A 22,705-nucleotide genomic window follows, 5' to 3' on the forward strand; every position below is an offset into this window, starting at 1 on the left:
CTACAGTACGCACATGAACGAATTCGACCGCGTACGCGACTATCTGACCGGCCTGCAGGACCGCATCTGCGCCGCCATCGAGCAGGCCGACGGCCAGGCCCGTTTCAACGAAGACCGCTGGCAGCGCACCGAAGGCGGCGGTGGCCGCACCCGCATCCTGCGCGATGGCGCGGTGTTCGAGCAGGCCGGCATCGGCTTCTCCGACGTCGCCGGCACCCGCCTGCCACCCTCGGCCTCAGCGAATCGTCCAGAACTCGCAGGAGCCTCCTGGCGCGCCTGTGGCGTATCGCTGGTGTTCCACCCCAGCAACCCCTACCTGCCCACCACCCACGCCAACGTGCGTTACTTCCAGGCCGAACTGGATGGCAAGACGGTGGCGGCCTGGTTCGGCGGTGGTTTCGACCTGACCCCGTTCTACCCCTTCGACGAAGACGTGCAGCACTGGCACACGGTTGCCCGTGAGCTGTGCGCGCCTTACGGCGAAGATCGCTATGCCGCGCACAAGCACTGGTGCGATGAGTATTTCTTCCTCAAGCACCGCAATGAAACACGCGGTGTAGGTGGCCTGTTCTTCGACGACCTGCACGACGACTTCGAAACCGACTTCAGCTACATGCAGGCAGTTGGCGACGGCTTCCTCGATGCCTATCTGCCCATCGTCGAGCGTCGCAAGGACGCACCGTATGGCGAACGCGAGCGCGAATTCCAGCTGTACCGCCGCGGCCGCTACGTCGAATTCAACCTGGTTTACGACCGCGGCACCTTGTTCGGCCTGCAGAGTGGCGGCCGCAGCGAGAGCATCTTGATGAGCCTGCCACCGCGCGTGCGCTGGGAGTACGGCTACACCCCCGACACCGGTAGTGACGAAGCGCGCCTGGCCGAATACCTGGTCCCAAGAGATTGGCTGTAGAACCGTAGTGCCGAGCCATGCTCGGCAGGGGCCTTACAAGCAGCACCGCAGCCTGTAGTGCCGAGCCATGCTCGGCAGGAGCTTTACCAACAATCCAACAATTGTGGGAGCGGCGTAAGCCGCGAAGCCAACAGCAATGAAATTGCAGCAATGCCTGCAATCGGATGGATCACGAGCTTCGCGGCTGACGCCGCTCCTACAAGTCAGGATTCCGGGTAAAGCCTCTGCCGAGCATGGCTCGACATTACATGTTGTCCTTCTTGAGGATGATGGTGATGTGGCCGTTGGTTTCCAGCAGTGCCAGGTCTACTTCATCCACTTCATCGCAACCTGCGTCGCGCATCGCCTTGGCGAAATCGGCCTTGCTCACCAGCTCGCGTTGCAGCACTTTCTGCAGCACATGGCCGTGACGCGCTAGTACCACCGGCTCACCTTCGATCATCCGCTCCACGGCTGGGCTGCGGGTGGTAATCCAGCCCACGAAGTAGTTCAAGCTGATCAGCGTCAGCGCCAGCAACAGGCCACCGCCCAGTGACGTGTCCGGGCCGAGCAAGGCGTTCTGCACGGCGTTGCCCAACAACACCAACAACAACATGTCGAACGGGGTGAACTGGCCCAGCGTGCGTTTGCCTGCCAACCGCACCATCACCAGCACCACGACATAGACAATCACCGCGCGCAGGATGAATTCCCACCACGGCATCGCCAGCGCAAAAAGATCGGACATGGTTCCCCTCCATCACTCGATGACGTCATCCTCGGCCATTGCGGATAAAGATGATGCGAGCAGCCCGGCGACTGCAGCGCCAGCCGGAATGCTTTCTTTCGCCCAAAAAAGAAGCCCCGCCGACCAGGGGGGGGTCGACGGGGCCGGGGAGCGGGCATTTGGGGAGGAATCCCCGCTCCGAGATCTGCTCCAGGGGATGGGAGAGATCCGCGACAGACGTTGCGTCTGTCGCGGACTATATGAGCATTCCCAACCTTGATGGATCGTGAAGATTCTGTCTTCGTTTCAAAAGAATTAAGGACAGATTCATCTGCCAAAAACACTGGCATTTACTAAATACGCTGTAACGCGACGCATTGTTTCATTTACTAAAACTTTCTAGTTAAGAAACTAGAAAATCAATGAGCTTCGTCCCAATTTCCCCCGATTCCGGTATCAACAACCAAGGGCACACGCAGGCTCGCGGCGGCTGCCATCCGTTGCTCGACTTCGGCACGCAGGGTGCCGATGAATGCGATGTCCGCCTCGAATACCAGTTCATCGTGCACCTGCAGGATCATCTTGGCCTTGTCACTGTGCCCCTGCAGCCAGCCGTCCACGCTGACCATCGCGCGTTTGATGATGTCCGCCGCGGTGCCCTGCATCGGTGCGTTGATTGCGGCACGCTCGGCGCCGGCACGCAGGCCCTGGTTGCGGGCGTTGATGTCGTTCAAGTACAGGCGGCGACCAAACAGGGTCTCCACATAGCCCTGCTCGCGCGCCTGCACGCGCATGCGCTCCATGAAGTCGCGCACCGCCGGATAGCGGCTGAAATACAGCGCCACATAATCCTGCGCCTGGCCACGGTCGATACCGAGGTTCTTGGCCAAGCCAAATGCACTCATGCCGTACATCAGGCCGAAGTTGATCGCCTTGGCCGCGCGACGCTCGTTCGGCGTCACTTCGTCCAGCGCGCGTCCGAACACTTCGGCGGCGGTGGCGCGGTGCACGTCGGCACCCTGCTCGAACGCACGCACCAGACCCGGATCTTCGGACAGATGCGCCATGATCCGCAGTTCGATCTGCGAGTAATCGCAGGCCATCAGCTTGCGCCCCGGCGGTGCGACAAAGGCCTGACGGATGCGACGACCATCGTCGGTGCGCACCGGGATGTTCTGCAGGTTGGGATCGGATGAGGACAAACGCCCGGTCGCCGCACCTGACTGGTGATAGCTGGTGTGGACGCGGCCGGTGTCCGGGTTGACCATCTCCGGCAGCTTGTCGGTATAGGTGCTGCGCAGCTTGGCCAGGCCGCGGTATTCCAGGATTATCCGCGGCAGCTCATGCTGCTCGGCAATCGCCTCCAGCGCCTCTTCGTTGGTGCTGGGCTGGCCTTTGGGGGTTTTCACCAGCGCCGGCAAGCCCAGTTCGTCGAACAATACTGCCTGCAGCTGCTTGGGCGAGTCGAGATTGAAGGTATGGCCGGCCAGTTCGGTGGCCTTCTGCTGTGCGGCCAGCATACGCGCGGACAGATCGCTGCTCTGCCGCTTCAGTTCGCCCGCATCGATGCGCACCCCGTTGGCTTCGATGCGCGCAAGCACCGGTACCAGCGGCATTTCGATATCGCGGTACACGCTCTGCAGCGACGGCACCGCCGCCAGCTGCGGGCCCAGCACGCGGTGCAGGCGCAGGGTGATGTCAGCGTCCTCGGCGGCGTAGGCGCCGGCCTCATCGATGCCGACCTGGGCGAAGGAAATCTGCTTTGCGCCCTTGCCTGCCACTTCCTCGAACTTGGTGGTGGTGTAGCCAAGGTAACGCTGCGCCAGCGAGTCCATGTCATGGCGGGTGGCGGTGGAATTGAGCACGAAGCTTTCCAGCATGGTGTCGTCGGCATAACCCTGCACGTCGACGCCGTGGCGGCGCAGCACATGGATGTCGTACTTGCCATGCTGACCGAGCTTCTTCTTGCTGGCGTCTTCCAGGAGCGGCTTCAGCGCATCCAGAACCTGCTGCATCGGCAGCTGTGCGGGCGCACCCGGATAGATATGGCCGACCGGGATATACGCACCCTTGCCGACCTCTACCGCCAGGCTGATGCCGACCAGGTTGGCGCGCATCGCATCCAGCGCATCGGTTTCGGTGTCGAAGGCAAATTCGTCGGCGGCCTGCAGACGTTCCACCCAGGCCTGCAATTGTTCGGTGGTGAATACCGTTTCGTATTCACCCTTTTCCGCCATCGCCGGATCCAAGCCGGCAACCGGCTCGCTGTCGGCGGTCTTGGCATAGCCCGCGGCGGTACCGCGCAGGCTGGGCTTGGCATCGCTGGCAACATCCGGCGCAGCAGCCCCGCCCAGCTCACGCAACGCCTGGGTGAAGCCGTAGCGCGCGTACAGGCCGCGCAGCGAGTCCACGTCCTGCTCGCGCAGCTGCAGATCGCGCGGACCTTGTTCCAGCGGAACGTCGGTACGGATGGTGACCAGATCTCGGTTCAACGGCAGGCGCGGCAATGCGGCGCGCAGGTTTTCGCCGATCTTGCCCTTCATGGTGGGGGCGGCGGCGATCACGCCATCCAGATCGTTGTACTCGGCCAGCCACTTGGCGGCGGTCTTGGGGCCGCACTTCTCCACGCCCGGCACGTTGTCGACGGTGTCGCCCATCAAGGCGAGGTAGTCGACGATCTGCTCGGCATGCACGCCGAATTTTTCCATCACTGCCGCGTCCGAATCGGTGCGGCTGCCCGTCATGGTATTGACCAGCGCAACGCCCGGGCGCACCAGCTGGGCAAAATCCTTGTCGCCGGTGGAGATGGTGACATCCAGTCCATCCGCAGCGGCGGCCAGCGCCAGCGTGCCGATCACGTCATCGGCTTCGACGCCGTCAACGCGCAGGATGTCGATGCCCAGCGCCTGCACGATGTCGCACATCGGCTGCACCTGCGAGCGCAGGTCGTCGGGCATTGGCGGACGGTTGGCCTTGTACTCGGCATACATGTCGTCGCGGAAGGTCTTGCCCGGCGCATCGACCACGAAGGCGACGTACTCAGGCTTCTCTTTCAGCGTGGAACGCAGCATGTTGACCACGCCAAACAGCGCGCCGGTCGGCTCGCCATTGGCGTTGGTCAGTGGCGGGAGCGCGTGGAACGCGCGGTACAGGTAACTGGAACCGTCTATCAGGACTAATCTGCTCATGCGCTGATTCTACGCGGCGGGCCGTTGTCGCATGTGGACAGGCATAATCGGACCATTCCCACCGAAGGAAGCACCACCATGAAATCCTTGCTGCTGATCCCCCTGCTGGCCCTGGCCGGCTGCGCCACCCTCGGCGGTGGTTCGCCACCGGTAGATGTCAAAGGCGCGGATGTCACCCGCAAGGCGATGGACAACGGTGACACCATCGAGGAATACCGCGTTGGCGGCACCCTGCGCATGGTCAAGGTGACCCCGGCCCGTGGCGCCCCGTTCTACATGTACGACCGCGATGGCGACGGCCGCATGGACAGCGACAAGGACGGCACCAAGCCGGTGTATTGGAAGCTGTATAGCTGGTGATCTTGCTCCCTCCCTTGCGTATGCAATACGCAGGGGAGGGCTGGGGAGGGGTGCTTTTGGCAGCCAAGCGTGAATAGCAGCCGGCCCTTTCACCTGCTCCGACAAAGCCCTCGTTTGATGGCTTTGCTGATTCGGCTCACTGGTTTCTTTGGGGACACAGCAACAAGCACCCCTCCCCAACCCTCCCCTGCGCTTTGCGCAAGGGAGGGCGCGAAAGCCTCAGCGGATCACCAGCACCGGTACCGTGCTGCGGGCCAGCACTTCGGAGGTCTGGCTGCCCAGCAGTACCCGGGTGACGCCGCGGCGGCCATGCGAGGTCATCACCACCAGATCGCTGTTGCAGGCCTTGGCGGTGTCGATGATGCCGTCAGCGGCATAGCGGTCCAGCACATGGTGGGTCTGCACGTCGGCCACATCGGCCGCATGGGCAGCCTCCAGCGCCGGCTGCAGGATCTTCTGCGCGGCGTCCTCACGGTCCTTCTTGTACTCCGGGCTGGCCTCGTAGCCGGCACTCCAGCCCATAGCGTCGTACATGCCCACCGCCCATGGCTCGGAGACGGTGACGATGTCGGCATGCGCGCCCAGCTGGGCGGCCAGTTCCAGCCCCTTGGCCAGGCCCTTGGCGGAAAGCTCGGAACCATCGGTGGCGATCAGGATGCGCTTGTACATGAGCAGTTCTCCTTGGATGAAGGGTGGTGGTGACACCATTGCACACCCGATGTTGCCCCCATGCCTTGCGCAAGATCAAACCGGCCCGATCAGGCGCTGACCCATACCTCCCAGTGTGGTCCGCACAATAGCTCGCAAAAACAGCCCACCCGTAGTGCCGAGCCATGCTCGGCAGCCTTTCGCATAGACAACGGGCACCGACAAACCGCCGGCACCGATCACCCGCTCAAATCACCGTCAGATTCGCGTACGCCATCACCAGCCACTTGCTGCCGGCGTCGGCGAACTCGACCTGCACGCGTGCATGCTGGCCGTTGCCTTCGTAGTCGGTGACCATGCCTTCGCCGAACTTCGGGTGATTCACCAACGCACCCAGCTTGATCGGCGGCGCTTCGATATTGGCGTGGCCGCCCATCGACCGGTTTGCACCAAGCGAGGCCGGGCGCGAGACCTGCACCTTGGGGCGAACTTCGTTGAGCAGCTCACGCGGAATCTCACGCAGGAAACGTGACGGCAGGCTGTAGTTGTCCTGGCCATGGATGCGGCGCGATTCGGCATAGCCCAGCACCAGCTTCTGCCGCGCGCGGGTGATGCCGACGTAGGCCAGACGACGCTCTTCCTCCAGACGTCCACTTTCTTCCAGCGAACGTGCGCTGGGGAACAGGCCTTCTTCCATGCCAGCCAGAAATACCAGCGGGAATTCCAGGCCCTTGGCCGAATGCAGCGTCATCAACTGCACGCCCTCCTCTCCCGCCTGCGCCTGGCCTTCACCGGCCTCCAGCGAGGCATAGGACAGGAACGCAACCAGCTCGCTCATGTCCTCGGCACCCTCTTCGATATCGTCTTCGCGACGCACGAAGCGCGAGGCCACCGAGATCAATTCGTCGAGGTTGTCGGTACGCGATTCCGAATCCAGCGCGTTGCGGCTTTCCTTGCCCCAGTGCTCACGCAAGGCCGAACGCGACAGCACATGGTCGATGCGCTCGGATAGATCCATCTCGCCGGTTTCGGCGGTGATCTGCTGCACCAGATTGATGAAGCCGGCCAAGGCGTTCTTCGCGCGCGAGGTCAGGTCGGTGCCCTGCGTGGCCAGCATCGCTGCTTCCCACAACGGCAGCGCCTGCTGCCGCGCAATGCGTCGCACCTCGTCCAGAGTGCGCTCGCCGATGCCGCGTGTCGGCGTGTTCACCGCACGCTCGAAGGCCGCGTCGTCGTTGCGGTTGGTCATCAAGCGCAGGTAAGCCAACGCATCCTTGATTTCGGCACGCTCGAAGAAGCGCATGCCGCCATATACGCGGTACGGCACCTGCTCGCTGAGCAGGGCTTCTTCGAACGCGCGCGACTGCGCGTTGCTGCGATAGAGCACGGCGACGTCGCCGTAACTGCCACCATCACGCACCCACTGCCGCGCTCGTTCGACCAGATAACGCGCCTCGTCCATCTCGTTGTAGGCGGCGAACAGGTCAATCGGATCACCGTCGCCGCTATCGGTCCACAACTCCTTGCCGATGCGATCCGGGTTGTGCGCGATCACCGCATTGGCGGCACCGAGGATGTTGGCGGTGGAGCGATAGTTCTGCTCCAGGCGAATGGTCTGCGCGCCCGGGAAATCCTTGAGGAAGCGCTGCACGTTCTCGACCTTGGCACCGCGCCAGCCGTAGATGGCCTGGTCATCGTCACCGACCACGAACACATGCGCACTGTCGCCGGCCAGCACGCGCACGAAGGCGTACTGGATGGCGTTGGTGTCCTGGAACTCGTCGACCAGGATCTCGCGGAAGCGGGCGCGGTAATGCGCCAGCAGGGCCGGGTTGTCGCGCAGCAGTTCATGCGCGCGCAGCAGCAGCTCGGCGAAGTCGACCAGACCGGCACGGTCACAGCGCTCCTGGTAGGCCGCATAGGCCTGGCGCAGGGTTTCGCCCCATTGGTCATGCGGCTCGGGCTGGATGTGCTGCGGGCGGCGGCCTTCATCCTTCTGCGTATTGATCCACCACATCACCTGCTTGGGCGGGTACTTGCTGTCGTCCAGCTCCAGCTGCTGCACCACGCGCTTGATCATGCGCAGCTGGTCGTCCGAATCCATCACCTGGAAGGCTTCGGGCAGCTTGGCATCGGCCCAGTGCAGGCGCAGCAGACGATGGGCCAGGCCGTGGAAGGTGCCGATCCACATGCCGCGACTGCCCTTGCTCAGCTGCAGGTCGATGCGGTGACGCATTTCGCCGGCCGCCTTGTTGGTGAAGGTGACCGCAAAAATGCCGTGCGCAGGCACGCCACAGACTTCGGTAAGCCAGGCGATGCGATGGATAAGCACGCGCGTCTTGCCGGAACCGGCGCCGGCAAGAATCAGGTGGTGACCAAGAGGCGCGGAAACGGCCTCGCGCTGGGCTGCGTTCAGCCCGTCGAGCAAGTGGGAGACATCCATGCGCCCATTTTACGGGAAGGCGTCCCGGTAGTGCCGAGCCAAGCTCGGCAGGGGCTTTACCAGGAACCAGTTTTGTAGGAGCGGCGTAAGCCGCGAAGCCGGCAGTGTTGGAAAGGCCTTAAGAGCGAACCCCTCCCCAACCCTCCCCTTTGCTGCGCAAAATGGAGGGGGCAACAGCATTACAGCGCTTGCTTTGCCGCCGCTGCCGCCTGCCCACGCAATTCAGGAATGGCCAGGCTTTCCCACAGGCTGCCAATACGCAGACTGCCCAGCACCTGCACGCGCGGCTCAACCACGCCATCGGCATCGATCAGGTTGCCGTCAGGCGCTGTATCCAGACCAATCCCATGCGGGCCGGCACGGCCCACGCCACTGCCCAGCAACTGCTGCAGCAGCGGATTGCGCATCGCCTGTGCACGCATCTCCACGCCGGTGGCATTGACCACGCATTGCACTTCCAGCTGCAGCGGCTGACGCCAACGATCCTGTGCGGTCAGGCTCACGCAAGCACCTTCGGCAACGGCGGTTTCCAGGCGGCCGCGGTGCAGCTGCAGGCGATCAGCTTTTTGCAGCTCCAGCAGCTGCGCATGCAGCGGCGCGGCGATGCGGTGGCGATGCACATCCCAGTACCGCACCACATGGCGCAGGAAGCGGCGCTGGTCATCGAACGACAGGGTTTGCCATAGGCGCTGGCCAAACGGACGGATACGTTCCATCACGCACTGCCACGGAATATCACGCGTCGCTGCTTCGGCCGCGTGACATCGCAGCGCGTGCATGCGCTGGCGCAGATTCATTGCCAACAAAGGCTCGGGATCGTAGTCGGCTGCAGCGCCTTTGGCATGCGGCAGCGGCAGCAGCGCATGCCGCGACATCACATGGATACGGCCGCGATGACCATTGGCCTGCAGCGTTGCCACGCTGTCGGCCATGCTCAGGCCAGAACCAATGATCGCGACATCGGCGTTGTCCGCAATGCCGTCGAGTGCCGGGTAATCCCAGGCCTCCACGCGCTTGCCTTCGGCCAGGCCGCTGGCCCCGCGCACCGGCAACGGCCGCAGCGCATTACCCACCGCCAGGATCACCCGCCCAGCTTGCAGCGGCCGGCCCGAATCCAGGGTCAGCAACACGCCATCGTCATTGGGCTGCAGTGCCTGTACCCGCGCAGCCAGAATCTCCAATTGCGCAGGACTGGCGTCCACTGCCTGTTGCAGACGTTGGCGCAGGTAGTCGGCGTAGTGACGGCGCGACACGAACTGCCCGGCCAGCTGTTCCCGCGAAAGCGCCGGAAAGGCCTGCACTTCACACAGGTAGTCGAGGAAATCCTCGGGTTGTTCAGGAAAGCCACTCATCTTGGCGGTCGGCACGTTCAGCACGTGCTCCTCGCGGGTGGTGGCATAGGCCACGCCACGGGCCAGCGGTAGGTTGGGCTCGATCACCAGCAGGCGCAGCGGCTGGCTTGCGCCACGCAGTACACCGATGGCGGCAAGTACGCCGGCGGCGCCACCGCCAATGATGGCCAGATCACACAATGCAGGGGTATCGATAACACTCATCTGCCCGATTGTAGGCGATGCAGCACCCCCGCCTGATGCTGCACGGGCATGTATTCATGCTGGCAGGGCGGGAACTTTTTCACAGACCTGAAACACAAAACCCGCCTTTCGGCGGGTTCTGCTTGGAACAGCAGCTCAAACAATCCCGGAGGATTACTTGATCTTGCCTTCCTTGTACATCACGTGCTTACGAACAACCGGATCGTACTTGAGGAATTCCATCTTCCCCGGGGTGTTCTTCTTGTTCTTGTCGGTCGTATAGAAGTGGCCAGTACCGGCCGAGGAAATCATACGGACCTTATCGCGCTTGCCTGCCATGATCGTCTACTCCTCAGACCTTTTCGCCGCGCGCACGCAGCTCAGCCAGAACGGAGTCGATACCGTTCTTGTCGATGGTGCGCAGTGCATGCGCGGAAACACGAAGCTTGATCCAGCGGTTCTCGCTGGCAACCCAGAAACGGCGCTCGTGCAGGTTCGGCAGGAAACGACGACGGGTCTTGTTGTTGGCGTGCGAGACGTTGTTACCCGTCTGCACTCCCTTGCCGGAAACTTGGCATACGCGGGACATTGCGCACCTCGGTAATGTTGATGACTTCCTTAGCCAGGAAGACGGCGGCCCCGGCGGTTACCCGCCACGCGTCATGGGAATCAAAGGGTTACGCTGACGAGGATGACCAGATGACGTGTTCCTGGCCACCGATCCGGAGAATTCCGGACACAGCGAGCCGCGTATTATGCCCAGACCCGACCTTGCTTGCAAATCCAAGCCGATGCGGGCGGCCTTTCGCCCATTCAGGCTGAGCGCAGTTCCCGCCATGCCGCCCTTGCCACCTTCCAGGCCGAGCGCAGGAACAGCAGCAGCAAGGCCACTGCAATCAGCAAGTCCGGCCAACCGGCGCCGAAAGCCCAGACCGCCAACGCGGCCAGGATTACCGCGCCGCCCTCGTATACGTCATTCAGCGAACAGGCCCAAGCCGAGGCCAGGTTGATATCGCCCTGCCGGTACGGCCACAGCAGGCGCAGGCAGAACAGATTTGCAGCCAGGTTGAGCAGGGCGGCAATGCCCATGCTTTCGAACAGCGGCAAATGCGGATGGGCCAACTTCCAGGCGATGCCTGCGGCGACCGCGATTGCCGCGCACAGGATGAAGACCGCCTTGAGCATCGCTACCCGCGCCTTGGCGGCGAGGCTGGCGCCGACCACCGCCAGGCTGAGTGCGTAGGTGAGTGCATCGCCGAGATTGTCCAGGCTGCCGGACAGCAATGAGGCCGAGCCGCTATGCCAGGCGGCGAGCATCATCATCACGAAGGTGATCAGGTTGATCGCCAGCACCTGGTACAGCACGCGGCGCTGCTGCGCCTGCATGCGTTCGACTTCCAGGGTTTTGCCGCAGCCGCAGCAGTCGCTCATTTGGGTTCCGCAGGAAAGTTCTGCTGGATTATCTCGCTCATGTGCGCGGACCTGTAGATATAAGTGAAGCAACAACGGAGGCAAAAGCTTGCCCTCTCCCCGCACGCGGGAGAAGGGCTGAAACGGTAGTGCCGAGCCATGCTCGGCAGGGGCCTTACCAGCGAAAAGCCGCCCTCACCCCAACCCCCGCTCCGCGCCCCTGCCCTTGCGCTGGCGCAAGGGCGTTCAACGGGCAGCGAATCTGCGGTTCGCAAGCTGCCCATCTCACCCCGTAAACGGGAGAGGGGCTAAAGCGGTAGTGCTGAGCCATGCTCGGCAAGGGCCTTACCAGCGAAAAGCCGCCCTCACCCCAACCCCTCTCCCGTAAACGGGAGAGGGGCTAAAGCGGTAGTGCCGAGCCATGCTCGGCAGGGGCCTTACCAGCGAAAAACCGCCCTCACCCCAACCCCTCTCCCGTAAACGGGAGAGGAGCTTCAAGCCAAGCAAAACAAGGGCTTCAAGCCAAGGCCAAGGCCAAGGCCAAGACCAAAGCCAAAGCCAAAGCCAAAGCCAAACAACCGCTACTTTCCGTTCCGATGCAGCCAGCGGTACAGCACCGGCAACACCAGCAAGGTCAGCAGCGTGGACGAGACGATGCCGCCGATCACCACCGTTGCCAGCGGCCGCTGCACTTCCGAACCGGCGCCTACGTTGAATGCCATCGGTACGAAGCCCAGCGATGCCACAAGTGCAGTCATCAGCACTGGTCGCAAGCGGCCCAGCGCGCCTTCGCGCACGGCCACATCCAGGCTGCGGCCTTGTTCGCGCAGGTGACGGATGAAGCTGATCATCACCAGGCCGTTGAGCACCGCCACGCCGGACAGCGCGATGAAACCCACGCCAGCCGAGATCGACAAGGGAATGCCACGCATCGCCAACGCCAACACGCCACCAGTCAGCGCCAAGGGCACACCGCTGAACACGATAGTTGCATCACGCGCCGAACCGAACGCCCAGAACAACAAAGCGAAGATCAGCAGCAAGGTCACCGGCACCACCACCGCCAAACGCTGGCTGGCCGAGATCAGCTGCTCGAAGCTGCCGCCATATTCCACCCAGTAACCGGCCGGCACCTTTACCTGCGTGTCGATGGCCTGCTGCAGCTCGCTGACGAAGCCACCGAGGTCGCGGTCACGCACATTCGCGGTGATCACGATGCGACGCTTGCCGTTGTCGCGGTTGATCTGGTTTGGGCCTTCGCTGCTTTCGATGCTCGCCAATTCACGCAGCGGAACGGTGCGCGCATCACCGCTGCGCCAGCCACCCGCACGACTGGATTCGTCGGCACTGTCCTGTGCCAACGCAGGTTCCAGTGACACCGGCAGATCGGCCAGCGCCGCCGGGTCCTGGCGGATGTTTTCCGGCAGGCGGACGACGATGTCGAAGCGTCGGTCACCTTCGAACAACTGGCCGGCCACGCGACCACCCACCGCGGTGGAAACGGTGGACTGCAGCTGGCCCGGGTTGAGCCCGTAACCCGCCAATGCCGCACGGTTTGGGGTAACCGTCAGCAACGGCAAACCACTGGTCTCCTCCAGGCGCACATCAGCCGCACCCGGCACCTTGTTGGCGACCGCAACGATGCGCTGGCCAACCTGCGCCAGGGTCTCCATGTCGTCACCGAACAGCATCACCGCCACGTCGGCACGCACGCCCGAGATCAACTCGTTCATGCGCATCTGGATCGGCTGGGTGAACTCGTAGTTGTTGCCCGGTAGCTCCTCCACCGCAGCCTCCAGTTCGGCCAGCAGCTGGCTGCGCGGCTTGCGCGGGTCCGGCCATTGCTTGCGCGGTTTCATCATGATGAAGGTGTCGGCGACCGAGGGCGGCATCGGGTCGGAGGCGACTTCCGGCGTGCCGATCTTGGAGAACACCTTCTCCACTTCCGGCAGCTGTTGCAGGCGTGCTTCCACCTGCTTCTGCATGTTCACCGATTGCGTGAGGCTGGTGCCGGGGATGCGCATGGCGTGCATGGCAACATCACCTTCGTCGAGGTTTGGCACGAATTCACTGCCCAGTCGCGTCGCCAACAAGCCGCAACCGACCACCAGCACCAAAGCACCGGCAACCACCAAACGCCCACGCCGCATCACCCAAGCCAGCAGCGGCTCGTAGCGTGTGCGCAACCACGCCATCAGTCGGTTTTCCTTCTCCTCCACGCGACCGCCGAGGAACATCGCGATTGCCGCTGGAACGAAAGTCAGCGACAGCAGCATCGCACCGCTCAGCGCCAGCACCACGGTGATCGCCATCGGATGGAACATTTTTCCTTCGACACCGGTCAGCGCGAAGATCGGCAAGTACACCGCAGTGATGATGCCCAGCCCGAATAGGCTCGGCCGGATTACTTCAGCAGTTGCACTGGCAGTTTCAGCGAAGCGTTCCTCGCGGGTCATCGCACGGCCCAGCGCGTGCGTGCGTTCGCCGAAGCGGCGCAGGCAGTTCTCGATGATGATCACCGCACCATCGACAATCAGGCCAAAGTCCAACGCGCCGAGACTCATCAGGTTGGCGGACACGCCGCCACGTGCCATGCCGGTCAGGGTGAACAGCATTGCCAGCGGAATCACCGCAGCGGTGATCAGCGCTGCACGGAAGTTGCCCAGCAGCAGGAACAACACCACGATCACCAGCAGCGCGCCTTCCAGCAGGTTCTTGGCGACGGTCTGGATGGTGCGATCAACCAGCGCGGTGCGGTCATAGCTGGCGGTAACGGTGACGCCTTCGGGCAGGCTGCGCTGCGCCTGTTCCAGCTTCGCCGCTGCGGCCTGCGCCACCTCGCGGCTGTTTGCCCCGACCAGCATCACCACCGTTCCCATCACCACTTCATGGCCGTTCTGGGTGGCGGCACCGCTGCGCAGCTCCGGCCCTTCAGCCACGTCGGCCACGTCATGCACATGGATGGGCACGCCTTCGCGGCGGGCCAGCACGATGTTGCCGATTTCCTCAAGCCCGGCCACCTGCCCCGGCACACGCACCAGGAACTGCTGGCCGTTACGTTCGATGTAACCGGCGCCGATGTTCTGGTTGTTGCCCTCCACGGCTTCGGCAACGTCATCCAGGGTGAAGCCGAGCGCACGCAGCTTGGCCGGATCCGGGGTGATGTGGATCTGCCGCTGGTAGCCACCAATCGTATTGACCTCGGTGACGCCGGGCACGTTGCGCAACTGTGGTCGCACCACCCAGTCCTGCAGCGTGCGCAGGTCGGTGGCGGTGTATGGCGAACCATCGGGCTTGCGCGCCTTGGGATCGGCATCGATGGTGTACATGAAGATTTCGCCAAGACCGGTGGCAATTGGCCCAAGTTGCGGGTCCAGGCCTTCCGGCAACTGCGATTTCACCTGCTGCAGGCGTTCGGCGACCTGTTGGCGGGCGAAGTACAGGTCGGTGCCATCCTTGAACACCACCGTCACCTGCGACAGGCCGTAACGCGACAAGGAACGCACCTGTTCGAGCTTCGGCAGACCCGCCATCACCGTTTCAACCGGATAGGTGATGCGTTGTTCCGTCTCCAGCGGCGAATAGCCGTCGGCAGCGGTGTTGATCTGCACCTGTACATTGGTGATGTCGGGCGTTGCATCGATGGACAGACGGGTGAAGCTCCAGCTGCCGATCGCGATCAACGCGAAGGTCAGCACCATCATCATCCAGCGATGGGCGATGGCACTGCGGATGATGCGCTCAAGCATGGCTGCGCCCTCCGCGTTGCTTGCGGCAATGATCAATGTTCATGCGCGGCCCCCGCCTTGCCGATATCGGCCTTGACCACATAGCTCTGCTCGACCACGACCTGCTCGCCAACGCGCAGGCCGTCCTTGATCTCGACCTTGCCTGCATCGCGTGCGCCCAACACCACCGGGCGCGCGGTATAGGTGTCGCCATCACGCACGAACACCACATCGCTGCCTTCCATGGTCTGCAGTGCGGAGAGCGGTACCACAACCGCCGCAGGCTGCATCGCCACCACGATGCGCGCCTTCACCGCGGCGCCGGGCCGCCACAGGCCGTCGTCGTTGCGCACGCTGGCGCGGGCCACGGTGCTCTGGCTTGCAGTGGCGGTGCCGGGCAGCACGCGTTCCAGCGTGGTTGTCTGGCTGACACCATCGGTCATACGCGTCACCGTCACCGGCACGCCGGCGGTGATGTGCTGGGTGTCCTTGCCGAAGATATGCAGGTCCACCCACAACTCGGACAGATCGCCGATCTCGAACAGCGGCGCGCCCTCGCCCGCCACCGCACCAACCTGTGCCTGCCGCGACAACACCACGCCGCTGATCGGCGCGCTGACGCTGTAGGTGGTCAGGCTCAGGTTGCTGTCGATGCTGGCCAGGGTCTGGCCGGCGCTGACGCGGTCACCCACATTGGCCCGCAGCGTGCGCACCGGCCCGGGGTAGCGTGCCGTCACCTGGGCTACGCGACCGTCCACCGGCGTCAACAAACCCTGCACTTCGTGCTCATCGGCAATGGTGCCGGCCTGCACGGCAACGCTGCGTATGCCGGCCTGCTCGGCCATTGCCGCCTTGATGGTGGTGCGGTCGGCTTCTGCTTCCTCGCCCGCTTCATGGGCGTGACCATCTGCTTCGCCGCCCTTTTCTTCGTCATGACCGTGTCCGGCTTCTTCCGCTGCTCCGTCGGGGGCTTCCGCAGCCGGCTTTGCGCCGCAACCCACCAACAGCAGACTCATTGCCAGCACGCCGGCAGCTACAACACTCATCGGACGGCTCATCGTGCGTTCTCCACGGCAACGGTTGCATCGGTGGCCAGCATTCCCTGGCCGGTAAGGCGCTGGATTTCTATCAGCGCGGTTTGTGCGGCGATGGCCGCGTCCAACTGGCGCTGGCGCGCCTCGATGCGCATGGCCTGCAGCTGCGCCCATTCCATGTAGCTGGCGGCACCGGCGCGCCAGGCACGTTCGGCGGCGCGTTCTGCCTTCTGCAGCTGCGGCAGAACATCGGCCTGCATGCGCTGCACTTCCAGACGCGCGGTGACATAGCGGCCGTGTGCTTCGGCAAGGGTGGCGTACAGCTGTTGCTGACGGGCCTGGCGCTGATACGGCAGCAGTGCGAGATCAGCCTCGGCCTCGCGGATTTCCGGCGCAGCACGGCGGGTGCTGCCCAGCGGGATGCTGAAGCCGCCAACCAGTGACGTCGCATTGTCGGCGCGACTGTTGCGCACGCCCACCTGCCAGTTCCAATCAGGACGGCTGCGAGTGCGCACCAGTTGCAGCTGGGCTTCGCGGATGCGCTGCTCGCCGAGCAGTTCGGCCAGTTCCGGTGCGCGTTGCAGATCGTCATTGAGCAAGGCGAAATCGCGCAGTGCCGGCAGCTGCAGTGCGTTGCCACTCACCTCTTTGAAATCAGGTGAGCGTGCTCCCCACAACGCGGCCAGCGACAGCCGCGCTGCGCTGGCTTCTTCAATTGCGCGGTCACGGTCCAGTTCGGCCTGCGCCAGCATTGCCTGCGCGGTGAACAACACCGATTCCGGCGAGGCGCCGGCCTGCAAGCGCAGACGCGCGGCGTCAACGGCACGGCGACGCTGTTCGATATCGGTGATGGCGATCTGCAATGCAGACTGTGCTTGCGCTACGGCGAGATAACGACGCGCGGTCTCTGCCAGCAAGTCGAGTCTGGCGGTGGCACGTTGCGGCGCCAAGGCATCGATATTGGCTTGGGCCAGCATGCGGCGGGCGTCGAGCTTGTCGCCGCGCTCCAGTACGCCGGACAGGCTGACCGTAGCTTCGGCGCCCTGCACGCCGCGGGTATCACCGCTGCCGAGCAGGTTTTCCAGTTCCACGCCCAGCTGCATCGGCGGGCGCAGTAGCGCTGCATCGCGGCGGGCTTCAAGTACGGGACGCTGCGCATCGATCAGGCGCAGTTCGGGGTGATCAAGTGCAACGCGGACGATGGCATCGTCCAGCGTCAACGGCACAGCAGACGCCGGCGCCTGCGCATACGCGCGCGGCACCAGCGCAAAGGCGACAACAGCCGCCAGGCGCATCCACATGGGTTTCTCCAGATAGCAGGTTCAGACGTGGGGGCCGGCCAGAGGGCCGGAACGTCAGACGGCTATCGGGGGGCGGAACAGACTTTCGGTCGGGTGCGAGACCCGTTGCGTGCCAAGTATGGCGACGGCCTGCTGTGCAGGCGGCGATGCAACGATCCAGGCCGGGGTAACGGTTGGCAGTACACCGCCGTGACCGTGACAGTCCACGCAATGCACCAGCGCGTGCAGCAGTGCGTTGGCGCTGTCCTCGGCATCCGGGGCCATGGCCAGCTTGCTGTCGTCGTGCTCATGCACGTCGGCACCGATGTCGGTGTGCGCCAGCATGTGGATGTCGGTCAGTACTGCTGCCAGCGAGGTGCCGAATACGCCAAGGCCAACCAGCGCCAGCATCAGCAGGCGTAGCAGGTAGAGGCGGCGGTGGCGCAGGGTGTGCAGCATCGGCGCAGGTTAGCGGGTGCTCGATGGGTTACACAATCGCAAGAGCGGCATGATGGTTCAGGTGCGGGCTGTCGCCCCTCCCCTTTGGCGCAGCCAAGGGGGAGGTTGGGAGGGGGTGGCTTTGTTTGTGGCTTTTGCGTGTTGCTTTGGGTCACTGCGAAGTGCACCCCTCCCCAACCCTCCCCTTGGCTGCGCCAAAGGGAGGGAGCTAGAAGCACCCCTCCCCAGCCCTCCCCTTGGCTTCGCCAAAGGGAAGGAGCAGAGCACTTACTTCGCTGCTTTGCGCTCGGCGATGTAGGCGTGGATCTGCTGCTCCAGCACCGGCAGCGGTACCGAGCCTTGCTTGAGCACGGCGTCGTGGAAGCCCTTGATGTCGAACTTGTCGCCCAGTTCCTTCTCGGCCTGTGCGCGCAGCTTGACGATGGTGATCTCGCCCAGCTTGTAGCTCAGCGCCTGTGCCGGCCAGGAAATGTAACGATCCACTTCGGTGGTGACTTCGTGCTCGCTCAGCGCGGTGTGGTCACGCAGGTAGGCAATCGCGCGGTCGCGGTCCCAGCCGTAGTGGTGCACGCCGGTGTCGATCACCAGGCGGCAGGCGCGCCACATTTCATAGGTCAGGCGGCCGAAGTCTTCGTACGGGGTCTGGTAGATGCCCATGTCGACGCCCAGCTTCTCGGTGTACAGGCCCCAGCCTTCGCCATAGGCGGAGATATAGGCGGTGCGGCGGAACTCGGGCTGGCCGGTCTGCTCGGCGGCGAGTGCGCCCTGCAGGGCGTGGCCGGGATCTGACTCGTGCAGGGTCAATGCCGGCAGGTTGTACAGCGGGCGCGCCGGCAGGTTGTAGGTATTGAGCCAGTAGGTACCCATGCCACCACGGCCGGCGGTCCAGAACGGGGCGATATCCGGCGGCACCGGCACGATGGTGAAGCGTGCACGCGGCAAGGTCATGAACTTGCCGATCACGCCGTCCACGCGCTTGGAGATCCACGCCGCACGCCACAGCAGTTCATCCGGCGTCTTGGCGTAGAACTGCGGGTCGGTACGCAGGAATTCGAGGAAGTCGGCGAAGCGGGTCTGCTCGCTCTTACCCTTGAAGCCGACCTTGTCGATGATGGTGTTCATTTCCTGCTGGATACGATTCACCTCGGCCAGGCCCTGCGCATGAATCTGCTGCGGGCTCAGGTCAAGCGTGGTGTATTCGCGGATCTGCTGGCGGTAGAACTCCTTGCCGCCCGGCATTTTCTCGGCAGCCAAGGTGGTACGCGACTGCGGCACGTATTCCTGCCTGTAGAAAGTCAGCAACTTGCCGAACGCCGGCACCACGCTGCCACTGATGGCCTGCTTGGCCTCGGCCTGCAGCTTGGCCTGCTCGGCGGCGGGGATGCTGTTGGGCAGCTTCTTCAGCGGCTCGTACAGCGGCGACTCGGTCGGGTCCTTCAACTCGGCCACGGTCGAGATGGAGACATCACGGCCTTCCAGCACCGCACGCGGCACGCTGAAACCACGGGCGAGGCCGGCGCGCATGTTGACCATCTGCTGGTCGAAGTAACGCGGCACATCGTTCAAGCGCGCGATGTAGTTGCGGTAGTCCTGCGCGGTCTTCATCTCACGACGCGCCATGAAACTGAGGTTGGACCAGAACGAGGAATCCGAATTGAACGGCATCTCGTAACTGCCCAGGCGCACTTCATCGGCCAGGCTTTCAACCTGGTAGTGATAGATGGCGTAGTTGATCTGGTTTTCGGCCGAGAGCTTGCTCGGGTCGATGGCCTTGAGCTTGCCCAGCACCTCGTCCCATACCTTCAGCCGCGCCTGCTGTGCAGCGGCGCTGACGTCAGGCAGACGCGTGCTGTTGGCCGGTGCGTCGCTGTCTTCGCTGGCTTCACCGCCACCGGTCTGGCGCCAGGCCCATTCCTTCTCGTAGATGGCCTTGAACTGCTCATCCAGCGACTGGGTGGCCAGCGTGGCCGGGGCCGCCGGTGCGGCGGCAAAGGCCGGGGTGGCGCTCAGGCCAAGGGTGAGCAGCAGCGCAACGGTCAACGGTGATTTCACGATCGGTATTCCCCAGGTGATTCATTCACCCCGATCATCGCATTGAAGCCGCCGCCCGACCTAGACGGATTCGGGCGGCAAATCCGCCGGATTCGGGCACAGTCGCCCGCTCAATGGCTGGCCTTGTCGCGCTGCCAGCCGCGGTGCTTGATGTCCAAGCGCAGGCTGTACAAGGCGGTGAAGGCCGGGAACAGGTTCTGCACCACGCCGACCGCGTCCTGCTTGGACGAGAACAGGAAGTAGCTCAGCGTCATCAGGCTGCCGAGCACGCTCATGTACCAGAACAGGCGCGGGATCACCGGCTTGCCGGCGCGCCGCGAGGCCACGAACTGCACCAGCCAGCGGCCACCAAACATCAACGCGCCGGTCAGGCCGATCAGCTTCCACGGCGACATGTGCAGGCCGGTCCACTCCAGCCACACCAGCGGTTGGTTCATGAAATCCATGCTCAGACCTCTTCCACCGCGGTGCGCTTGGAACGGGTGATCAGCCAGGCCACACCGCGCAGGTCGCGGATGCCGACCAGCGCCCGGCCGAGGTTGTTGTACTTGGACACGCCGGCGGTGCGATGGCGGTGGTTGACCGGCACGCTCACCGTCTTCCAGCCGGCACGCTGCATCAGCGCCGGCAGGTAGCGGTGCATGTGGTCGAAGTACGGCAGGTCGAGGAAGGCAGCGCGCTCGAACAGCTTGATGCCGCAGCCGGTGTCCGGGGTGTCATCGCGCAGCATGCGGGCGCGGATGGCGTTGGCCCACTTGCTGGCCCAGCGCTTGCTGCCCGAATCCTGGCGATTGACGCGCCAGCCGGCGAACAGCCGCACCTGCGCGTCGGCGCCATTGCGGGCAGCCAACAGCTTGGGAATGTCGGCAGGGTCGTTCTGGCCGTCGCCGTCCAGGGTGGCGATCCAAGGCGAGCGTGCGGCCTTGACGCCGGTGCGCACGGCCGTGCTCTGCCCGCTCTGGCTGACATGGTGCAGCACCCGCAGTTCCGGGTTGGCGGTTTTCAGCGCCTGCAGTACCTGCAGGCTGTCGTCCTTGGAATTGTCGTCGACGTAGACGATCTCGAAATCGATCTGGCCGCGCAGCGCGGCGGTGATTTCATTGACCAGCGGGGTGACGTTGTCGCGTTCGTTGAAGACGGGAACAACCACTGAGAGGCTGGGCTGGTTCATTGCTGATTCCGCAGGTTGTGCATTTGAAGAAAGGTCACGCATTTTCCAAAACTCAACTTAGCGGAAGATGAGTCAGGGGCGTAACCCGAAATAGGTGCGGCACCACTCCACCACCGGCGGCAGACCCAGCTCGATCGGCGTGTCCGGCGCGTAGCCGAAAGCAGCCTGTGCGCGCGAGGTATCGGCCATGGTTTCCACCATGTCGCCCGGCTGCATCGGCTTGTAGACCTTGTGCGCCGGGTGCCCCGCGGCCGAGGCGATCACGTCGATGAAGTGTTCCAGTTCCACCGGGGTGTGGTTGCCCAGGTTGAACACCTGGTGGGGTGTGGCCTGGGCGGAGGGATGCGACAGCGCCCCGAGGATACCTGCGACGATGTCAGAAACATGTGTGAAGTCGCGCCGCATATGGCCGTTGTTGAACACATCGATGCTGCGCCCTGCCAGCACCGCGCGCGAGAACAGCAGTGGCGCCATGTCCGGCCGCCCCCAAGGGCCATACACGGTGAAAAAGCGCAGGCCGGTGGCCTTCAAGCCGTATAGCTGCGCGTAGGTGTAGGCCATCAACTCGTTGGCGACCTTGGTGGCCGCGTACAGCGAACGCGGTTGGTCCACCCGTTGATCTTCGGAAAACGGCGGCGTGGCCGAGTTGCCATAGACCGAGCTGCTGGAGGCATAGACCAGATGCTGCACGCCGCGATGCCGGCACAGCTCCAGCATGTTGACGAAGCCGACCAGGTTGCTTTCAACGTAGGCGTGCGGGTTTTCCAGCGAGTAGCGCACGCCGGCCTGCGCGGCCAGGTGGATCACCTGGGTCGGCTGGATCTCATCGAACAGCGCGGCCAGGCCGTCACGGTCGGTGATATCCAGCGCGCGGATATCCAGCTGCGGGCACAGCGCGGCGACGCGATCGCGCTTGAGCTGCGGGTCGTAGTAGTCGTTGTAGTTGTCCAGCCCGACCACGCGCTCGCCGCGTGCGGCCAGGGCCTGGCAGGTATAGGCGCCGATGAAGCCGGCGGCGCCGGTGACGAGAGTGGTCATGCAGTTGGTCCAGACAGGTATTCGCGGGCCGGATTGTGCCGGCCCGGCTCGATGACATCGCCGATGTCGTTGTCGCTCAGCAGGTCGATCAATGCATCAGCGCCTTCGCGCAGCTTAAAGGCCATTTCCTGTGGGTATAACGGCACGACGGACAGGAACTCTATGCTGGTGTCGTCGTCGACCATCAAGGTATCGAAATCTTCCGGCGCCGACAGTGCCAGCAGCAGAATCGCGCCGTCGAAATCCACGCCGGGTGCGTACGCTTGGGCCGGGTCGCCGTTGGGCACGGTGTGGGCCAGGCCTAGCCAGGTGTTGTGCTTGTGCGGCAGCCGCGCCAACGTCTTGAGCAGGCGGATCGGCCAGTAATTGCGCTCGTCCTGCAGCTGCGCATGCTGCAACGGCCAGTCGCCCGGCAAGGTCAACATCAGTTCCAGATAGGGTGAGACTTCCACATCATCCGGCAGCTGCATCGGCAGATCGCTCATGCCGGAGGTGACCAGGCGCGTATTCGGACAATCCCCGCACGGCGGCACGACATGGATATCCAGGTGCACGGCGTCGGAGACGATCTCGTGCAGCACGCTGGCTATCGGCCCTAGATGGCGCTCAATGTGCGCGCTGATCGCCTCGAGGTGCGAATGGCCACGCGCCGGTTCGAAGTCACTGGCTTGCCCATGGCTGAGCATCCGACTGCCGCCAGGGCTCATTTCATCGCCTGTGTTGCTCATGCACTGCTCCGGTTC

The 22,705-nt window shown here is 63.7% G+C and carries 19 protein-coding genes; 2 read left to right on the top strand and 17 right to left on the bottom strand.

Annotation, left to right across the window (positions count from 1 at the left end):
* The first annotated feature begins 13 nt into the window (after window positions 1-13).
* Complete coding sequence (gene hemF, locus ACVOLZ_RS03035) at window positions 14-910, top strand: oxygen-dependent coproporphyrinogen oxidase (protein ID WP_481514966.1); 897 nt, start codon at window positions 14-16, stop codon at window positions 908-910.
* A 244-nt stretch (window positions 911-1,154) separates the two neighbouring features.
* Here hemF and ACVOLZ_RS03040 read toward each other — a convergent pair whose 3' ends face one another.
* Complete coding sequence (locus ACVOLZ_RS03040; RefSeq protein WP_481514967.1) at window positions 1,155-1,637, bottom strand: DUF421 domain-containing protein; 483 nt, start codon at window positions 1,635-1,637, stop codon at window positions 1,155-1,157.
* A gap of 398 nt (window positions 1,638-2,035) precedes the next feature.
* Window positions 2,036-4,804 carry a DNA polymerase I gene (gene polA / locus ACVOLZ_RS03045; RefSeq protein WP_481514968.1) on the bottom strand — a complete coding sequence of 923 codons (2,769 nt, stop codon included), beginning with the start codon at window positions 4,802-4,804 and terminating at the stop codon, window positions 2,036-2,038.
* Window positions 4,805-4,882: 78 nt separating this feature from the next.
* Here polA and ACVOLZ_RS03050 point away from each other — a divergent pair, with 78 nt between their 5' ends.
* Window positions 4,883-5,164, top strand: coding sequence for a DUF2782 domain-containing protein (locus ACVOLZ_RS03050; protein ID WP_481514969.1), 282 nt, complete (start codon window positions 4,883-4,885; stop codon window positions 5,162-5,164).
* A 219-nt stretch (window positions 5,165-5,383) separates the two neighbouring features.
* On the opposite strand, the gene ACVOLZ_RS03055 is transcribed toward ACVOLZ_RS03050, so the two are convergent.
* From ACVOLZ_RS03055 to ACVOLZ_RS03125, 15 genes are all read right to left on the bottom strand, one after another.
* Window positions 5,384-5,833, bottom strand: a complete 450-nt coding sequence (locus tag ACVOLZ_RS03055) for a universal stress protein (RefSeq protein WP_481514970.1) — start codon at window positions 5,831-5,833, stop codon at window positions 5,384-5,386.
* Between the two features lie 226 nt (window positions 5,834-6,059).
* Complete coding sequence (gene uvrD / locus ACVOLZ_RS03060) at window positions 6,060-8,255, bottom strand: DNA helicase II (protein WP_481514971.1); 2,196 nt, start codon at window positions 8,253-8,255, stop codon at window positions 6,060-6,062.
* A gap of 179 nt (window positions 8,256-8,434) precedes the next feature.
* Entirely contained in the window at window positions 8,435-9,811 is a 1,377-nt protein-coding gene (locus tag ACVOLZ_RS03065; RefSeq protein WP_481514972.1) for an FAD/NAD(P)-binding protein, read from the bottom strand.
* Between the two features lie 153 nt (window positions 9,812-9,964).
* Window positions 9,965-10,132 carry a 50S ribosomal protein L33 gene (gene rpmG / locus ACVOLZ_RS03070; protein ID WP_172675037.1) on the bottom strand — a complete coding sequence of 56 codons (168 nt, stop codon included), beginning with the start codon at window positions 10,130-10,132 and terminating at the stop codon, window positions 9,965-9,967.
* Window positions 10,133-10,142: 10 nt separating this feature from the next.
* Window positions 10,143-10,379 carry a 50S ribosomal protein L28 gene (rpmB, locus tag ACVOLZ_RS03075; protein ID WP_431595526.1) on the bottom strand — a complete coding sequence of 79 codons (237 nt, stop codon included), beginning with the start codon at window positions 10,377-10,379 and terminating at the stop codon, window positions 10,143-10,145.
* Window positions 10,380-10,603: 224 nt separating this feature from the next.
* Window positions 10,604-11,221, bottom strand: a complete 618-nt coding sequence (locus tag ACVOLZ_RS03080) for a cation efflux transmembrane domain-containing protein (RefSeq protein WP_481514973.1) — start codon at window positions 11,219-11,221, stop codon at window positions 10,604-10,606.
* Between the two features lie 560 nt (window positions 11,222-11,781).
* Window positions 11,782-14,949 (bottom strand): efflux RND transporter permease subunit, encoded by a 3,168-nt coding sequence (locus tag ACVOLZ_RS03085; protein WP_481514974.1) that lies wholly within the window; start codon window positions 14,947-14,949, stop codon window positions 11,782-11,784.
* Between the two features lie 32 nt (window positions 14,950-14,981).
* Window positions 14,982-15,986 carry an efflux RND transporter periplasmic adaptor subunit gene (locus tag ACVOLZ_RS03090; protein WP_481514975.1) on the bottom strand — a complete coding sequence of 335 codons (1,005 nt, stop codon included), beginning with the start codon at window positions 15,984-15,986 and terminating at the stop codon, window positions 14,982-14,984.
* Window positions 15,983-17,263, bottom strand: a complete 1,281-nt coding sequence (locus tag ACVOLZ_RS03095) for a TolC family protein (RefSeq protein ID WP_481514976.1) — start codon at window positions 17,261-17,263, stop codon at window positions 15,983-15,985. The genes ACVOLZ_RS03090 and ACVOLZ_RS03095 overlap by 4 nt, the downstream gene beginning before the upstream one ends.
* A gap of 54 nt (window positions 17,264-17,317) precedes the next feature.
* Window positions 17,318-17,701: a hypothetical protein gene (locus tag ACVOLZ_RS03100; RefSeq protein WP_481514977.1), complete on the bottom strand. Its 384-nt coding sequence runs from the start codon at window positions 17,699-17,701 to the stop codon at window positions 17,318-17,320.
* Window positions 17,702-17,968: 267 nt separating this feature from the next.
* The gene (locus ACVOLZ_RS03105; protein WP_481514978.1) at window positions 17,969-19,753 is read right to left on the bottom strand and encodes a DUF885 domain-containing protein; all 1,785 of its coding nucleotides are present in this window, start codon (window positions 19,751-19,753) and stop codon (window positions 17,969-17,971) included.
* Window positions 19,754-19,863: 110 nt separating this feature from the next.
* Window positions 19,864-20,199: a lipid-A-disaccharide synthase N-terminal domain-containing protein gene (locus ACVOLZ_RS03110; protein ID WP_481514979.1), complete on the bottom strand. Its 336-nt coding sequence runs from the start codon at window positions 20,197-20,199 to the stop codon at window positions 19,864-19,866.
* A 2-nt stretch (window positions 20,200-20,201) separates the two neighbouring features.
* Entirely contained in the window at window positions 20,202-20,924 is a 723-nt protein-coding gene (locus ACVOLZ_RS03115; protein ID WP_481514980.1) for a glycosyltransferase family 2 protein, read from the bottom strand.
* A 72-nt stretch (window positions 20,925-20,996) separates the two neighbouring features.
* Window positions 20,997-21,962, bottom strand: a complete 966-nt coding sequence (locus ACVOLZ_RS03120) for an SDR family NAD(P)-dependent oxidoreductase (RefSeq protein WP_481514981.1) — start codon at window positions 21,960-21,962, stop codon at window positions 20,997-20,999.
* Entirely contained in the window at window positions 21,959-22,690 is a 732-nt protein-coding gene (locus ACVOLZ_RS03125; protein WP_481514982.1) for a suppressor of fused domain protein, read from the bottom strand. The genes ACVOLZ_RS03120 and ACVOLZ_RS03125 overlap by 4 nt, the downstream gene beginning before the upstream one ends.
* Window positions 22,691-22,705 lie beyond the last annotated feature (15 nt).

This window comes from Stenotrophomonas sp. STEN020 (genome assembly GCF_056760195.1).

What these genes read in the sequence shown, in the direction of transcription:
- ACVOLZ_RS03090 (WP_481514975.1), bottom strand. Translation starts at nt 15,986, where the DNA reads ATGAGCCGTCCGATGAGTGTTGTAGCTGCCGGCGTGCTGGCAATGAGT.
- ACVOLZ_RS03110 (WP_481514979.1), bottom strand. Translation starts at nt 20,199, where the DNA reads ATGGATTTCATGAACCAACCGCTGGTGTGGCTGGAGTGGACCGGCCTG.
- ACVOLZ_RS03115 (WP_481514980.1), bottom strand. Translation starts at nt 20,924, where the DNA reads ATGAACCAGCCCAGCCTCTCAGTGGTTGTTCCCGTCTTCAACGAACGC.
- rpmB (WP_431595526.1), bottom strand. Translation starts at nt 10,379, where the DNA reads ATGTCCCGCGTATGCCAAGTTTCCGGCAAGGGAGTGCAGACGGGTAAC.
- ACVOLZ_RS03055 (WP_481514970.1), bottom strand. Translation starts at nt 5,833, where the DNA reads ATGTACAAGCGCATCCTGATCGCCACCGATGGTTCCGAGCTTTCCGCC.
- ACVOLZ_RS03095 (WP_481514976.1), bottom strand. Translation starts at nt 17,263, where the DNA reads ATGTGGATGCGCCTGGCGGCTGTTGTCGCCTTTGCGCTGGTGCCGCGC.
- ACVOLZ_RS03085 (WP_481514974.1), bottom strand. Translation starts at nt 14,949, where the DNA reads ATGCTTGAGCGCATCATCCGCAGTGCCATCGCCCATCGCTGGATGATG.
- ACVOLZ_RS03100 (WP_481514977.1), bottom strand. Translation starts at nt 17,701, where the DNA reads ATGCTGCACACCCTGCGCCACCGCCGCCTCTACCTGCTACGCCTGCTG.
- ACVOLZ_RS03120 (WP_481514981.1), bottom strand. Translation starts at nt 21,962, where the DNA reads ATGACCACTCTCGTCACCGGCGCCGCCGGCTTCATCGGCGCCTATACC.
- uvrD (WP_481514971.1), bottom strand. Translation starts at nt 8,255, where the DNA reads ATGGATGTCTCCCACTTGCTCGACGGGCTGAACGCAGCCCAGCGCGAG.
- ACVOLZ_RS03050 (WP_481514969.1), top strand. Translation starts at nt 4,883, where the DNA reads ATGAAATCCTTGCTGCTGATCCCCCTGCTGGCCCTGGCCGGCTGCGCC.
- ACVOLZ_RS03080 (WP_481514973.1), bottom strand. Translation starts at nt 11,221, where the DNA reads ATGAGCGACTGCTGCGGCTGCGGCAAAACCCTGGAAGTCGAACGCATG.
- hemF (WP_481514966.1), top strand. Translation starts at nt 14, where the DNA reads ATGAACGAATTCGACCGCGTACGCGACTATCTGACCGGCCTGCAGGAC.
- polA (WP_481514968.1), bottom strand. Translation starts at nt 4,804, where the DNA reads ATGAGCAGATTAGTCCTGATAGACGGTTCCAGTTACCTGTACCGCGCG.
- ACVOLZ_RS03125 (WP_481514982.1), bottom strand. Translation starts at nt 22,690, where the DNA reads ATGAGCAACACAGGCGATGAAATGAGCCCTGGCGGCAGTCGGATGCTC.
- ACVOLZ_RS03040 (WP_481514967.1), bottom strand. Translation starts at nt 1,637, where the DNA reads ATGTCCGATCTTTTTGCGCTGGCGATGCCGTGGTGGGAATTCATCCTG.
- ACVOLZ_RS03065 (WP_481514972.1), bottom strand. Translation starts at nt 9,811, where the DNA reads ATGAGTGTTATCGATACCCCTGCATTGTGTGATCTGGCCATCATTGGC.